At 62.2% G+C, this 14,891-nt stretch carries 13 protein-coding genes; 2 read left to right on the plus strand and 11 right to left on the minus strand.

Translation table 11 applies throughout. From position 1 onward, the window contains the following. Nucleotide 1 precedes the first annotated feature (1 nt). The 6 genes from KBY49_RS05095 to KBY49_RS05120 form a co-directional block, all read right to left on the minus strand. Nucleotides 2-415 (minus strand): fasciclin domain-containing protein, encoded by a 414-nt coding sequence (locus KBY49_RS05095; protein ID WP_254933649.1) that lies wholly within the window; start codon nt 413-415, stop codon nt 2-4. Between the two features lie 20 nt (nt 416-435). Continuing rightward, nucleotides 436-1,713 (minus strand): CO2 hydration protein, encoded by a 1,278-nt coding sequence (locus KBY49_RS05100; protein WP_254933650.1) that lies wholly within the window; start codon nt 1,711-1,713, stop codon nt 436-438. A gap of 26 nt (nt 1,714-1,739) precedes the next feature. Further along, entirely contained in the window at nt 1,740-3,215 is a 1,476-nt protein-coding gene (locus KBY49_RS05105) for an NADH-quinone oxidoreductase subunit M (RefSeq protein WP_254933651.1), read from the minus strand. Then, on the minus strand, nt 3,215-5,131 hold the full coding sequence (locus tag KBY49_RS05110; protein ID WP_254933652.1) for an NAD(P)H-quinone oxidoreductase subunit F: 1,917 nt from the start codon (nt 5,129-5,131) through the stop codon (nt 3,215-3,217). Before KBY49_RS05110 ends, KBY49_RS05105 begins: the two co-directional genes overlap by 1 nt. Before the next feature lie 106 nt (nt 5,132-5,237). Continuing rightward, on the minus strand, nt 5,238-7,073 hold the full coding sequence (gene feoB, locus KBY49_RS05115) for a ferrous iron transport protein B (protein ID WP_254933653.1): 1,836 nt from the start codon (nt 7,071-7,073) through the stop codon (nt 5,238-5,240). Continuing rightward, nucleotides 7,070-7,318 carry a FeoA family protein gene (locus KBY49_RS05120; protein ID WP_254933654.1) on the minus strand — a complete coding sequence of 83 codons (249 nt, stop codon included), beginning with the start codon at nt 7,316-7,318 and terminating at the stop codon, nt 7,070-7,072. Before KBY49_RS05120 ends, feoB begins: the two co-directional genes overlap by 4 nt. 395 nt (nt 7,319-7,713) lie before the next feature. Between KBY49_RS05120 and KBY49_RS05125 the strand changes: the two genes are divergently transcribed. Both KBY49_RS05125 and KBY49_RS05130 read left to right on the plus strand, forming a co-directional pair. Continuing rightward, nucleotides 7,714-9,111 carry a TrkH family potassium uptake protein gene (locus KBY49_RS05125; protein WP_254933655.1) on the plus strand — a complete coding sequence of 466 codons (1,398 nt, stop codon included), beginning with the start codon at nt 7,714-7,716 and terminating at the stop codon, nt 9,109-9,111. Between the two features lie 6 nt (nt 9,112-9,117). Further along, nucleotides 9,118-9,849 carry a TrkA family potassium uptake protein gene (locus KBY49_RS05130; RefSeq protein ID WP_254933656.1) on the plus strand — a complete coding sequence of 244 codons (732 nt, stop codon included), beginning with the start codon at nt 9,118-9,120 and terminating at the stop codon, nt 9,847-9,849. On the opposite strand, the gene KBY49_RS05135 is transcribed toward KBY49_RS05130, so the two are convergent. From KBY49_RS05135 to KBY49_RS05155, 5 genes are read right to left on the minus strand one after another with little or no spacing between them, the layout of a single operon-like run. Beyond that, nucleotides 9,803-10,819 carry a DUF475 domain-containing protein gene (locus tag KBY49_RS05135; RefSeq protein ID WP_254933657.1) on the minus strand — a complete coding sequence of 339 codons (1,017 nt, stop codon included), beginning with the start codon at nt 10,817-10,819 and terminating at the stop codon, nt 9,803-9,805. The genes KBY49_RS05130 and KBY49_RS05135 overlap by 47 nt on opposite strands. A gap of 8 nt (nt 10,820-10,827) precedes the next feature. Then, the gene (locus KBY49_RS05140; protein WP_261346204.1) at nt 10,828-11,568 is read right to left on the minus strand and encodes an amino acid ABC transporter ATP-binding protein; all 741 of its coding nucleotides are present in this window, start codon (nt 11,566-11,568) and stop codon (nt 10,828-10,830) included. Then, the gene (locus KBY49_RS05145; RefSeq protein WP_254933658.1) at nt 11,565-12,815 is read right to left on the minus strand and encodes an amino acid ABC transporter permease; all 1,251 of its coding nucleotides are present in this window, start codon (nt 12,813-12,815) and stop codon (nt 11,565-11,567) included. The genes KBY49_RS05140 and KBY49_RS05145 overlap by 4 nt, the downstream gene beginning before the upstream one ends. Next, nucleotides 12,815-13,810 (minus strand): ABC transporter permease subunit, encoded by a 996-nt coding sequence (locus KBY49_RS05150; protein ID WP_254933659.1) that lies wholly within the window; start codon nt 13,808-13,810, stop codon nt 12,815-12,817. The genes KBY49_RS05145 and KBY49_RS05150 overlap by 1 nt, the downstream gene beginning before the upstream one ends. Then, on the minus strand, nt 13,810-14,883 hold the full coding sequence (locus KBY49_RS05155; RefSeq protein WP_254933660.1) for an amino acid ABC transporter substrate-binding protein: 1,074 nt from the start codon (nt 14,881-14,883) through the stop codon (nt 13,810-13,812). Before KBY49_RS05155 ends, KBY49_RS05150 begins: the two co-directional genes overlap by 1 nt. Nucleotides 14,884-14,891: the final 8 nt, after the last annotated feature.

A 14,891-nucleotide genomic window follows, 5' to 3' on the forward strand; every position in this document is an offset into this window, starting at 1 on the left:
TTTAGCCCGGCAAGATAACCCGATCAATCACGTGCACCACGCCGTTTTCGCAGGCGATGTCCGCCGTGAGCACGGTGGCATTTTTGATCTCAAAGGGTTCATCGCCAGCGCCACCGCGTCGGATCGGAATTGGAGCTCCCTCGAGGCTGGTCCACTCGGCCTGGGCCACAATTTCGGCCCGCAAAAAGAAGCCGGACAGCACGTGGTATTTGAGAATTCGGGCCAGCTGGGGTGGGTTGTCCACCAGGGTTTGCACCGTGCCCGGGGGCAGGGCCGCAAAGGCATCATCCACGGGCGCAAACACCGTGAAGGGCCCAGGGCCCTCTAGGGCAGAGCGAAGCCCCGCCGCATCCACGGCTGCAAGCAAAGTATTAAAAACACCTGCACCCTTAGCGGTCTCGAGAATGGTGGCCATGGGAATCCTGGATTTAAGAGCTAGCGATAATCTTGGCTTTGGATATCAGTGAGGCGAGCTTCTGGCCGCAGGAAACGATCCATTTGGGCCTCAAAAAAGCGACGGTTAGCCATCAAGTGCTCGGGATCGGAATCTTCCAAGGGATAGAAAAGGGCGGCCCGCAGGGCCTGGATTACGGCCGAGGTCACGTTGTACATCGAGCGCTGGAAGGTAATTCCCAGCTGCACCAGCTGATCCCCCTCCCCCCGCCGATGCTGGCCATAGAGCTCCTTCAGGTAGGGGGGCAGAAAATGGAGCATGTCCTGCATTAGCAGGGTCGGTGGGATTCCGGCCGAACCCACCGGATAGACATCTGCATACAAAATTCCGTAGTGGAAATCCGCCTGATCGGCTGGAACCTGCCCCGCCTGGGCGTTGTAGCTCTTGGTGCCCCTGAAGGGGGAAGTGCGATAGAAAACCGCCTCCACGTAGGGAAGGGCAGCCTCATAGAGCCAGGTAAAACCCTCACTCTTAGGGATGATTTCAAAACATTCACCACCAATGAATACATGGTGATAGATGGGCCTGCCGGCCACTGCAAAAATGCCATTTACCAGAAAATCCATGGCCTCGGGCACGCTTGTTAGCTTGCCTTCGTCGTAGAGGTCACTCATTTCAAAGAAAACCGGCGCCATCACCTCCCAGAACAATCCCAAATTGGCGTAAAAAGAAAGTTGTCGCACCTTCTCCATAAACATTTCCGGAAAAAGCCTATGGAGACCAAGCATCAAGGGATTGCCCTTGAAATAGGCTTTGATGGCCCGGTCGGCATTGGCCCTATAGGCCTCACTATCTAGATAGTCGTTGAATCGGCCACCCATGCCCTGGTGCCAAAACATGGCCTGCATGCAGGCCTCCGCAAACTCCATGTTGACCCGGTCGTGCCACAGGTGATGCAGCAGTTTTGGCATCGCCTTGGTTTCGCCCTTATCCATGAAGGCCAGCAGCTCTGGATGGGCCTTTTCACCACCGCGCCATATGCGCAGCTGGGATTGGTCGCCCCCATAGCTATTGGGTAGGTCCAGATACTTCTGGGAGATGAAATACTTAAAGGCAGGTAGGGGATTTAGGAAAACCTTCTCGGCGATGTAGAGCAAATCACGCCAATAAAAATCCATCGGCACCGCATAGGCCTTGTAGATGCCGATGATTTGCTGGAGATTTTCAGGCGTATCCGGCAGCATCGAACCGCCCGCCTCCAAGCGGTGAATCACCTCGGCGAAGGGGTGGGTTGAGGCGGGAATGGGGGTGGGGGGCATGGCTGTGGGTGGGTATGGCTGTTGGTTTACAAGAACGGTTGGGAATGCAAAGCCAGGGCCGCCGTGGCGGTTTCACTCCAGCCAGTCAGTGCGGTGGGCCAAATACCGGCCAATAACACAGCAGCCGTAAGGGTTAGGGATGGCAGGCGTTCAACCCAGGTGGTGCTGGCCCAATCGGCCCGGTCGCTGTCGAGTCGGCCAAAGCCCACCCGGTTGAACAGGCGCACCGCGTAAACGGCCGTGAGCACCGAAGCGGCCAGGCAGGTGAGGGTGGGCAGGGGAAAGGTCGACCAACTGCCCTCAAAAACCAGCAGTTCGGCCACAAACCCCGCCAAGCCAGGCACACCAGCCGCGGCCATCAGGGCCAACAGCATCAGGCCCAGGGTGAAGGGCAAACCGCGCTGGGGATTGAGCAAACCGGAGAGCTCCGGAATGGCGGTGGTGCCTGTCTTGCGCTCGATCAACCCCACCAGGGAGAAGAGCAGGGCAATGATCAGACCATGGGCCAACATCTGGGCCACCACGCCCTGGAGGCTCAAGGGGGTGGCCGCCGCCAGGGCCAGCACCAAAAAGCCCATGTGGCTCAGGGAGCTGTAGGCCACCAGCCGCCGCATGTCGAGCTGGGAAATGGCGTTGAGGGCTCCGTAGATGGCGGTGATTGCCCCCACTGCGGCAATCCAAGGCGACCAGGCCTGCCAGGTTTCGGGCAGAAACTCCAGGCCAAAACGCAGCAGGCCATAGGCCCCCAGCTTGGAAACGGCGCCACTCATCAACATCGCCACCGGCGTGGGGGCCTGGCTGTAGGTGGCTGGCTGCCAGCCATGCAGGGGCACCACGGGGAGCTTCAGGCCAAAGGCCAGCAGCACCAGGGCCATGATCCAGCGCTGGGTGCCGAGGGCCAGGGGGCTTTCCCCGTGGGTGATGGCGGCCAGATCCGCGAAGGCAAAGCTGGGGCCACCGGCCTGGCTCCAGCCAAGGGCAAGCACGGCAGCCACCAGCGCCACGCCGGAAACGGCCCCATAGGTAAGGAAGCGAATCGCTGCCCCCGCCCGCTTCTCGCCGCCAAAGCTGGCCACCAGCAGGGTGGTGGGGATCAAGATCAGCTCATAGGCGATCACAAACAGCAGGGCGTTGCGGGCCAAAAATGCACCCACCAGCCCCAGGTTGGTGGCCAACATCAGGGCGAAATAGAGCCGCGGCCGTCCCTGATCGACCGGGCTGGAAAGCACCGCCATGGCCGTGAGCAGGGCGGTGAGCAGCACCAAGGGCATAGAAAGGCCATCCAGGCCCAGGTCGAGGGAGAGCCCCAGCCGCGGCAACCAGGCCTGGCTGAAGTTCAGTTCAGCCCCAGACAAGCCGATGGCACAGGCGATCGCCGTGGCCAATTGCACGGCCGCCGCCACCAGGGCCGCAGGCCGTGCCCAGGCCGGTGCCAAAAGGGGAATGGCGATGCCGCCCAGCAGGGGGAAGGCCAACAAAACCAATAGGAGCAGCGGGTTCATCAATTCACCCCAGCCAGCGAAACAAAGCTGGTGCGGGCCAACAACCAGGTGGCCATCAACAGCACCCCAACCACCAGGGAGAGGGCATAGGCCTGGGACCTACCCGATGTGGTGAGGCTTAGGCGCCTGGCACTGGCCATCGCCGAAGCTCCCGCCTGGCCACTGAAGCCATCCACCAGCCGCTCATCCGACCAGGCACTCCAACGGGCCAGGGTCACCACCAAGCCCACCACGGTGCGCTGGTAGAAGCGCTCGGTTTGCATGTCGGCCGAAAGCCAATCCTGGAGGCCCCCCAGGGCAGAGGGTAGGTGGGTCAGGGGGTGGGGCCTGAGATAGAAAAACGCCGAAGATCCCCCACCCACCAGGGTTGTGGCCACCAGCGGCCAGCCCAGGGGGCCCCAGCCCAGCAGGGGGCCGCCCGCGAAGACACCGTTGAGGCTCAACAGGGGGGGCAGGTGCAGCACTAGGCCCATCAACAGGGTGGTGGGGAGTGCCATCAGCCAAAGCACCTCGGCCGAGCGAACCGTGAAGGGCTTGGGATCCCCGCCCCAGATCAGACAAAAGACCCGAATCAAACCTGCACTGATCAGGGCGTTGGTCAGCAGTACCAGGCCCCCCAGCAGCCAGGGCTGGGCACTGGCCTGGGTGAGCACGAGCAATTCGCGCAGGGCCGCAAAACCACCAAAGGGGGGTAGGCCCATCAGGCCGGCGGCGCCGGTCAGGAAGGCCAGCCCCATCAGGGGGCGCCGGCTCCAGAGACCGCCCAGCTGGGTGAGGTCTTGGCTGACATTGCTGATCACCACTGTGCCCACGGCCATCAGCAACAGGGCCATCGGCAACGGATAGACCAGCAACAGGTGATCTGCCACAGCAGTGCCGCCCAGGCCCACCGCCACAAACAGCAGGCCCAGCCAGCTGCTCACCAAAAAGGAAAGGGCCCGCTTCACATCGGTTTGGGCCAAGGCAATCAGGGAGGCGACCACCGCCGTGGATCCGCCCACGGCCACCAAAACGATCTGCACCAGGGGGCTCAGGGCCAGCAGGGGCTGGAGGCGCAGCAGCACCCAAGCTCCGCCCAAGACCACCACGGAATTGCGCAACACCGTGGAGGGCAGGGGGCTTTCCATCGCCTCATCCAGCCAGAGGTGCAGGGGGATTTGGGCGCACTTTCCAAGGGGGCCCGCCACCAGGGCCAAGAGGATCAAGCTGAGGCTCCAGGGCAGGGCCGCCCCTTCCCCATGGGCCTGCTGGTAACCCTGGGCCCAGTCAGCCAAATCGTGGAAGTTCCAGCTACCGGTTACGGGCAGCAGCGCCACCAGGCCGGCCAGCAAAACCAAATCGCCAATTCGCTTTGTCAGGAAGGCATCGCGGGCCCCTTTCACCACCAAGGACTGGTTGAACCAGGTACCCACCACCAGGTAGGTGCCCAGGGTTAGGAGCTCCAGCAGCACGTAGCTAAAAAACAGCGAGTCCGTGAGCACCAGGGCGCACAAACCTGCCTCAAAAAAGCTGAGGCAACCAAAGAAACGGGGCCAACCCCAGTCCATTTCCAGATAGCCAATCGCATAGATCTGGGTGAGCACATGCAGGCCCGTGATCACGGTCATCGCGATCAGGGCAGGCTCGGTGATCAGGCCATCGAAGCCCAGGCGCAATCCAGCCGTTGAAAGCCATACCCAGCCAAAGCGGATTGGAGCGTATACAGCCTCAGCCCCCGCCGCCGAATTGGTATGCAGCGCAATTAGGGCAAGCACGCTGTGGCCAAAGGCCACCAGCACCATCGAAAGGTTGATGTAGCCGCAGGGGCGGGGGCCCGTGCGGGTAATTATCCCTGGCGACCAGAGCAGCGATAACACCGCTGCCAAAAGGGGGTACAGCGGCACCAACCAGGCCGTCTGCAGGAAGGCAGCGGTCATCAATTAGATAAGAAAGGGTGGCCGCGAACCATAGGGACCAATGGCCCACAACTGGCGACTTTTGGGCAATCGAGCTGCCTATGGGATCAACAAGAAATGGTGATGGCTAGCTCCAGCCCATCAGCCGCGCCCCCTGCACGAAGGCAAAGCTGGTGCCCCAGGCCAATAGCAGCGACCACAGCACAGAAAATGTGGTGAATTTGGCACTCTTTGATTCACTTCGAATCACCGCCACCGTTGACAGGCAAGGGGTATAGAGCAGGGTAAACAACATAAAACTAATCGCTTGAACCCAGGTGACATCAGCCGCAATCGCATTGCCAAGGGCAATTGGATCGGCCTGGCTGTAGATCACCGCCAAACCTCCCAGCACAATCTCCTTGGCAATAAAGCCAAACACCAGGGCAACGGCCAGCTTGGGATTGATGCCTATCGGCCCCAGAATTGGCATCAGGGCCCTACCCATCAAACCGGAAAATGACTCAGCTGAGGCGGGCTCCACCCCAAAGGGCAGGTTGTTTAGCAGCCACACCGCAATCACACCAAAAATGATGAAGCGCCTAGCCCAAAACCAGAAGTGGCGCACCTCAAGCCACGCCCGCGAAAACATCTGGCGCAGGGTGGGGAAGCGATAGGGCGGCAACTCCAACACCAGGGGCTCAGAGCTGTTGAAGCGGCCCTTAAAAATCAGGGCCGTGAGAATCGCCGCAGCAAAACTGATCACATAGAGGCCAAAAATCACCAAGGCCCCAACCCTGGGTGCAAAAAACACCGAGGCCATGAACAAAAAGACGTTCAGGCGCGCCGAGCAGAGCGAGAAGGGAATAATCAGCATCGAAAGCAACCGCAGGCCCCGATCACGCATCACCCGGGTGCCAAGGATCGCCGGCACATTGCAGCCAAAGCCCATCAGCGAGAGCACGAAGGAGCGGCCGTCGAGGCCAAGCCGCTCCATAAAGGCATCCATTAGGTAGGCGGCTCGAGAGAGATAGCCGCTGTCTTCCACCACGCCCATGGCCAGGAAGAAGAGAAAGATCACGGGCAAAAAGGCGCTCACCGTGCCAATGCCCTGGTAGAGCCCCTCGAGCAGGAAACCCTGCAAAAAGACCGGCAAGCCCCCAATCAATGGGGCGATCACCCCTTTGCCAAAGGCATCTAGGAGTGAGCCCAAGCCCTCCTGCAAGGGCACCCCCACCGCATAGATGGCCTGAAACATCAGGGCCATCACCAGGAAAAAGAGGGGCAGACCAAACAGGGGATGGAGCAGAACCCCATCCAGCCGTCGACTGAGCCGGTCCCGCCATTGGGGCGGCAGGGTCACCGCCAGCCCAAGCAGGTGGCTGATTTGGGCCTGGAGGCCGGCATCGCCCAGCTCGAGGCAGTTTTCCAGTTGGGCCAGGGGCTTTTGATCACCCCGATCGCCACTGCGCTCGCCATTCCCTTGCTCGCACCCAGCCGCCAGCAATTTGACCATGGCGTGGCGGGCCTCCCCCAGCCCGCGCCGGTGTTTGGCGCTGACCAGCAGCACCGGCATCTCCAGCTCCCGGGAGAGGGCGCCCAGATCTATCGAGACCCCAAAGCGACGGGCCTCATCGGCCATGTTCAGCAGCACCAACGCCGGTAGCCCCAGCCGCTGCACCTGGATCGCCAGGCGCAATTGGCGATCCAGCTGGCTGGCATTGAGCACCAGCACCACCAGGTCCAAGGGGGTGGCTTCAAGGAAGCGGCGCACCACCGCCTCATCTTCCGAATGGCCCCGCAGGTCGTAGATGCCTGGCAGATCCACCAGCTGGGCGCTCTGGCCCTGCAGCTCCAGGCTGGCCTGCATTAAATCCACCGTGATCCCAGGCCAATTGCCGATATGGGCGTGGCTGCCGGTGAGCTGGTTGAAGAGGGTGGATTTTCCCGTGTTGGGCATGCCCAACACCGCAATCGTGGTCATGGCAGGGCCGGCTGCGGTTCGAGGCCCACGCAGGCCGCATCCCGGCGGCGCAACATCAGCTCGGTCATGCCGACCCGCACATGCAGGGGCCCCGACCACCAGCCGCGCCGCAGCATCAGCACCTGCTTGCCCTGGCTCAGGCCCATGGCCTCGAGGCGGTGGCGCAGGCCAGCGGTCGCCTCAATGGCATTGATGGTGGCGGAATGGCCCGGGGCCAAATCCGCCAGGTGAGCCTGCTTTCGCATCGCCGCGGGCTTATTGAGATTGAGTTTCAATATCGTAAGCCCCTGGGCGGATGCCCAGTTGGTTTGCAGTGAACATTTGCTGCCCGTCTGCGCTTCTAGGTTTGGGGTAAGGGTGCTGATCCGCTCCTATGGCGATGTCATGTTCCAAATGTGGCTGTCGCATGGTCACCAAGGTGGGGGTTAGCCAAACCCTGTTGGTCTGCACAGATTGCGGCCATCCCCGCAACGAAATTCATAGCCAGCCCCAGGCACGCCAGAAAGCCTGGGCCTACCTGCTGATGTTTTGCCTGGTGCTAGCTGGAGGCTTCTACACGGTCGTGCGTGGCTCGGGGAACAGCGAACCCTCAGCGATAATGGATTCTGCCCGGGAAAAGTAAGGGGATTTGAAGAATTAAATGTCGAGCTTGTTGGGTGGGTTAAACCAATGGCGCCATCGGCTGTCGGTACCCCAGTTCACCGCCGTAACCGGTGTGCTGGTGATCGGCTTTGGCACCATCCTTCTGGCTAGCCCGGCCTGCTCAACCGACGACGTGGGCCTCTGGGAAGCCCTCTTCACCGTGACCTCGGCGATCACCGTGACCGGCCTCTCAATCATTGATGTGAGCCGCGACCTCACCTGGTTTGGCCAGGGAATCCTGGCGGGATTGATCATCACGGGGGGCTTGGGCCTGATGGCGATCACCACCTTTTTGCAGGGCTTCGTGCAGGGCAAATCGGGCCTGCGCCATCGCCTCGACAAGGGCCGCTCCCTCGATGAATTTGGCGTGGGCGGCATCGGCCCCACCTTTAACCGCATCCTGCTGACGGCCTTTTGTTTTATGGGCATGGGCACGGTGTTGCTCTATGCCTTCGGTTTCAGTGATATCCGCAATCCGGCCGAGAGGCTCTGGGCGGCGCTGTTTCACTGCATCAGCGCCTACAACAACGCCGGCTTTGGCCTCTGGGGCGACAACCTGGTGCACTACCGCGACAACCCCTGGGTCAACGGGGTAATCGGCACTTTGATAGTGATGGGAGGCCTGGGTTGGCGGGTATCCAATGAACTCTGGAGCAACCGCAAAAGCCTGCTCAAACTGCAGTTCAAGCGATTCAGCCTGCACAGCCGTCTGGTGGTGCGCAGCACCTCGATCCTGATTTGCCTGGGTGCGATCGGCCTATTGATCACCGAGCACTTCGCCAGTGATGGGGTGATCCAAACCCTGCCCTTTTGGTCAGCCCTTCAGGTCACCCTGTTCCAATCGATCACCACCCGCACCGCTGGTTTCAACACGGTGCCCCTATCCCTCGAAACCTTCTCGGATGCGGCCCTGCTGCTGATGATCGTGCTGATGTTCATCGGAGCCAGCCCTGGGGGCACCGGCGGCGGGATCAAAACCACCACCATGGCGGTCTTGATCGGCGCCACCCGCTCCACCCTCGAAGGCAAGGAGGAAGTGATCATCCGCAAACGCCGCCTCGACGACAGCCTGTTGCTTAAGGCCGTAGGCATCACCCTGGCCTCCCTGGTTTTTGTGGTGCTGATGACCCTGCTGCTGGGCCTCGGCCCCACCCCGGGGGGTGAAAGTTCGGTGAAGGCCTTTTCCTTCCTCGAAAAACTATTTACCTGCATGTCGGCCTTTGGCACCGTGGGCCTCGACCTGGGGGTCACCGCCCAGCTGAACCGCTGGGGTCAACTGGTGCTGATGGTGGGCATGTTTGTGGGCAGGATGGGGATCCTGTTGCTGCTATCGGCCATCCTGGGTAGCCGCCCCCAACCCCGCATGGGCTACCCCCGCGAAGACCTCTACCTCTAACGACCCATGGGCACCTGGTGGCAACCACTTCAAACGGCCAACTCCACCTACAGGGGTGGATTTGCAGTGATCGGCGTGGGTCGATTCGGTTCGGCCCTCTGCCAGGAATTGATCCAGGCCGGAGCGGATGTGCTGGCCATCGATAGCAACCAGCGGGCCATCGATGAGCTGCGGCAGCGGCAGCCGGCAATCGAGGCCAGGGTTGTGGATTGCACCGACGAGGAGGCGCTGCGGGCCGCGGGGGTACTGGACATGGCCACTGTGGTGGTGGCGATGAGCGAACCGATCGAGGCCAGCGTTACCGCCACCCTGATTGCCAAGGACAGCGCCGACTCCCAGGTCAAACAGGTAATCGCCCGGGCCACCAGCGACATCCACATGCGCATGCTCCAGCGGGTCGGCGCCGACCGGGTGATCTTCCCTTCCCAAATGCAGGGCCAAAGGCTTGGTCAGGAGCTGGTGCGCCCCAACCTGCTCGAGCGCCTCAGGCTCGATGACAACAACAGCATCGAGGAAATCCGGGTGCCCCAGCAATTCGTGGGCCAAAGCCTGCGGGACCTCAACCTGCGCAAAAACTTTCGGGTCAGTGTGCTGGCCGTAGGCCCCGACAACAACCTGACCGTCAATCCACCGGCATCCCACGTGATGGAAACTGGGGAGCTGATGGTGGTGATGGGCAGCCAGGAGGCCCTTACGAGCTTGCCCTCCGTTGACGCAGGGAATCCCAAAGGGCAATAGCCAGCAGCAGCACCCCGATCAAGCCCGTAAGCCACTCGGGCACATGGATGTGGTGGGCGGCCAGGGGGATGCCAGCCAACATCACCAGGCCCAGGGCGCCAATGGCGTAGTGGGCTCCATGCTCGAGATAGATCAGGTGGTCGAGGGCCCGCTCCCGGCTGAGCATCAAGGTGAGCGAGCGGATAAACAGGGCGCCTAGGCCCAGACCCACCATGATCAGGCCAATGTTGTCGGTGATCGCAAAGGCGCCGATCGTGCCGTCGAGGCTGAAGGAAGCATCCAGCAATTCCAGATAGATCAGGCTGGCGATGCCACTGCGAACTGCCATCTGGGGCCCCGAGTCAAAGCCATCGGCCAGGGAGGTGGTGAGTAGCTGCAGCACCACCCCCAACACCCCACTGACCATCAAATCGCCGCGCAGCCCAACTGGAGCCACAAACACCAAGGCCACCAGAATGATCAGGGCGATGGCCACCTCCAGGGCTTCGATGCGGCCGGCGGCACTTAGGCGCCTTTCCAGGGCCTGCCACCAGTGGAGGGTTTTGGCATCGTCGAAAAAGTAGTGAAAAAAGACCATCAGCAAAAACATGCCCCCAAAGGCCAGGATCCGCGGCTCGGCAATTTCCAACAGTTTGCGGTATTCGTTGGGATGGCGCAGGGCCGCATCCAGGGCCTCACCCAAACCCACCTGGCCGGCGATGGCCACCATCAGCAATGGGCCCAGAAAGCGCACGCCAAAGACGGGAATAACCAGGCCCCAGGTGAGGAAGAAGCTCTGCTGGCCTGGGGTTAGCCGGTCCAGAACTCGGGCATTAACCACGGCATTGTCAAAGGAAAGCGACACCTCCAACAGCAGCAACACCAAGGTGAGCCAGGCCGCCTCCAACCCCTGAAATCCCAATATGGCCGCCAGACCGAAGCCGCACATGACCAAGGGGAAGGCGAGATAGCGAAGCAAACGACGGTTCATAGGTGGGGTTAGGCGATCTGTTGGAGAAATTGCTGGGTGCGCGGGTGCGATGGGCAGGAGAAGAACTGCTCAGGCGGTGCGATTTCCACCACGGTTCCCTCCGCCATCAACACCACCCGGCTGGCGACCTGACGGGCAAAGCGCACCTCATGGGTGACGACCACCATCGTCATTCCCTCCGCCGCCAGCTCCTGCATCACCTCCAGCACCTCCTGCACCATTTCCGGATCGAGGGAACTGGTGGGCTCATCAAAGAGCATCAGGCGGGGCTCCATGCAAAGCGAGCGGGCAATTGCCACCCTCTGTTGCTGACCGCCCGAGAGCTGGCCGGGGAATTTATGGGCCTGCTCGGCAATGCCGACCCGCTCCAACAGCTCCAGGGCTTCTCTCTCCACCTGGGCCTTCGGGCGCTTACGCACCAGCACCGGCGCCAGGGTGAGATTTTCCAGCACGCTGAGGTGGGGAAACAGGTTGAACTGCTGAAACACCATCCCCACCTCGCGGCGGATTGCCTCGATGTTGCGGGTGTCGGCATCGATGGCCATGCCATCGACCGTGATCGAACCCTGCTGGAAATCTTCAAGGGCATTAAAGGTGCGCAGGAAGGTGCTCTTGCCAGAACCTGAGGGCCCCATGATCACCACCACCTCACCGCGATGGACCGTCAGGTCCACACCCCTGAGGGCGTGGAAGCCATTCGGGTACCACTTCTGCACGCCCCTGGCCTCAACGATCGGATCGGTGCTCATGGGGCAGAACGCAGGGGGGAATTGGGATTGAGGCGGGTTTCGAGGGCGCGGCTACCCAGGCCCAGGGCGGCGCAGCAACACCAAAACAGCACCGCCAGCACCAGATAAACCTCGGCATTGCGGCCAAGGAAGGCCGGGTTGGCCATCACCGTGCGAGCCGTACCTAGCAAATCAAGCAGGCCAATCAGGGAGAGCAAGGTGGTGTCTTGGAGGAGGGTGATGAACTGGCCCACCACCGAGGGCAGGGCCACCCGCACCGCCTGGGGGATCACCACCTGCAGCAGGGCCTGGGGCATCGACAGCCCTAGGGCCTGGGCCGCCTCCAACTGGCCGCGGGGCACCGCGTTTAGGCCGGAGCGCAGGGCCTCGGCCACATAGGCCGCCGCAAAGAAAGTAAGCACCCAGGCCGCCCGCCAAACCCGATCTGGCGCCAGGCCCCCGGGCAGCAAAAAGCCCAGGATGTTTTGGCCCAGAAACAGCAGGGTGATCAGGGGTGCTCCACGGATGAATTCGATATAGATCACCGAGCCCCAGCTCAGCAGGGGCAATTCACTGCGGCGCCCTAGGGCCAGCAGCAGCCCCAGGGGAAAGCAGATCAGGATGGCAAAGCTGGCTTCGAGCAGGGTGAGCAGGAGGCCGCCCCAGTTGGAGGGCGCCACGGGCATCAGGCCCAGGCCGCCACTGATCAACACCATCCCCAGCAGGTAGAGCAGGGGCCACAGCAGGGGGAACAGGCGCAGCAGCAGGGTCCGCTCGCCAGCCCGCCTACCACTGGCCCAATTGCCGCTGGCCCAGCGCAGCCCCAACAGCAGGCCCGTGATCGCCCACCAGCGCGCCTGGATCGCCAAGCTGAGCTGCAGCAGCAGGGGCAGGAGGGCCGCCAGGGCAACCAAAAACCCTGCTGCCAGGCGGTCGTTGGTCGGCCAGCGGTTGGCCTGGGCCCTGGGCCCACCCCGCAACAGACCCCAGCTCAAACCGGCGGCGGCGGCCAAAAGGCCCGTAAGCAGCCAGAGCCGCCACTGCTGCTCAATCGGGTAGCGGCCCACCGCAAACAGGGTGCTGTTGGTTTGAATCACGGCCCACTGGGCCTGGGTGAGTGCCCAGCGCAATAGCCCCGCCCCCGCCGCCAGCAGGGCAGCAAACAGGGCCAAGGAAATCAGTCCGTCGAGCTTGCTGCCAAACAGCTCGCGGCGCAGCCGTTGCCACGGACCAGGGCGCAACATCGGCGGTGGAGCACTGGCCTGCATCAGCGTTCCCTCAACTGCACAAGCCGGTTCAGGCCATTCATCAGCGCCGAGATCAGCAGGTCAATCACCAGGTAAGAGCCGAGTAGCAACAGCACCACCTCCACCGCCCTGCCGGTTTGGTTGAGGGTGGTTTCGGCCACGGAATAGAGGTCGGTGTAGCCAACGGCCACGGCCAGGGAAGAATTTTTGGCCAAGGAGATGTATTGGCTATTGAGGCCAGGCACGATCACCCGCAGGGCCTGGGGCATCACAATCCGCCCCAGGGTGAGCTGGGGTGAAAAGCCCAAAGCCCGCGCCGCCTCCCACTGGCCTTGGGGCACCGAAGCAATGCCCCCACGCACCACCTCGGCAATAAAGGCAGCTGTGTAAACCACCAGGCCCGTGAGCAGGGCCCCAAATTCCACCGTGAGTCGCAGCGGCGCCTGCCAAACCCCATCCACCAGCTGGGGTGCTTGCCAGGCCAGACCCTTGCCAAACCAGGCCAGATAAAGGCCCGATTTAGCCAGCACCAGCCCCGGCAACTGCCAGGCCTGGAGCCCGTTGGGCAAGGCCAAAAAGACCACGAAATACCAAAACACCAGCTGCAACAGCAGGGGAATGTTGCGCACCAGCTCCACATAGATCCGGGCCAGGCGCCGCAGCAGGCCATTGCCGCTGAAGGCCGCTGCCCCCAAAAGGGTGCCCAACAGGGTGGCACCCACCAGGCCCACTAGCACCACCTTCAGGGTGTTTACCAGGCCAGCCACCAGGCCAAGCCAGTAGGGCTGGCTAGCTGAAAAGGGAATGGAGGATTCGGCAAGGTCGAAACCGGCCGGGTTATCCAGCCAGCTCCAGCTCAAAAGCAAGCCAGCTGCGGTGAGGTTGCGCACCAGGTTGCCCACCAAAAAGGCCACCAGCACCAACACCACCAGGCCCACTCCGGCCTGGATTAGCCAGGGCAACAGCCTTCGGTTACGCCACCAGGGAGGCGCGGCCGGCAGCGGGGCTGGGCCCATCAACGGAAGGGGGGCGAATAGATCAGGCCACCGTCTTTCCACTGGCGGTTAAGGCCCCTCTCCAGCTTGAGCTTGGAGCCCACCCCCACGCTTCGCTCAAAAATTTCGCCGTAATTTCCGCCGGCTGCAATCACCTTGACAACGAAATCGGCGGGCAGGCCCAGCTGCTTGCCGAAATCCCCCTCCACACCCAAGAAACGGCGCAGGTCCGCCAGGTTGGGATTGGCCTTGGCCTCGGCCAACTTGGCCTGCAGATTGGCCTGGGTAATCCCCAATTCCTCTGCCTGCATCAGGGCATAGATCGTCCAGCGCACCGCATCGGCCCAGGCCGGATCGCCATTGACGGTGGCAGGGGTGAGGGGCTCCTTACTGAGCACCTCGGGCAGCAGGGTGTGGCCAGCGGGGTTGGGGAAACTGGTGCGCTTGGCGGCCAGCTGGGAACGGTCGCTGGTGACGGCCACGCAGCGGTCCTGCAGGTAGGCGGCGTAGGTCTGGTCGCCGGTTTGGAATTTGAGCGGCGTGTAGGGGGCATTGATCTCCCGCATCCGATCGGCCAGGTTGAGCTCGGTGGTGGTGCCGCTCTCCACACAGATCGGCTTGCCGGCCAAATCCTTGAGGCCCTTGATGCCACTGGCCACGGGCACCATTACCCCCTGGCCGTCATAGAAAACGGTGGGGGCAAAGCTGAGGCCATTGCCGCCGGCGCCGTCGCGGCTGAGGGTCAGGGTGGTGTTGCGCGAAAGGAGATCTACCTCTCCGCTCGAGAGGGCCGCAAACCGTTCACTGGAGTTGAGATCGCGGTATTCCACCTTGTTTGGATCGGCCAGCACCGCCGCGGCCACGGCCCGACACACCTCCACATCAAGGCCGCTGTAGCTGCCATCCGGCCCCACAAAACTGAAGCCGGGCAACTTGCCATCCACTCCACAGACCAGGGTGCCGCGGCCCTTAATCGTGGCCAGCTTCTGGCTTTCGATCCCAGCGCCGTCGCCGGCGCAACCGGCCAGGGCACACAGGGCGCCAAGCGAAATCCCCACGGAAAGCTTGGCGGTGAGCTGACGCAACCGGGGCATGAACCTTC

It is taken from the genome of Cyanobium sp. WAJ14-Wanaka, from assembly GCF_024345375.1.
Classification (GTDB): Bacteria; Cyanobacteriota; Cyanobacteriia; order PCC-6307; family Cyanobiaceae; genus Cyanobium_A.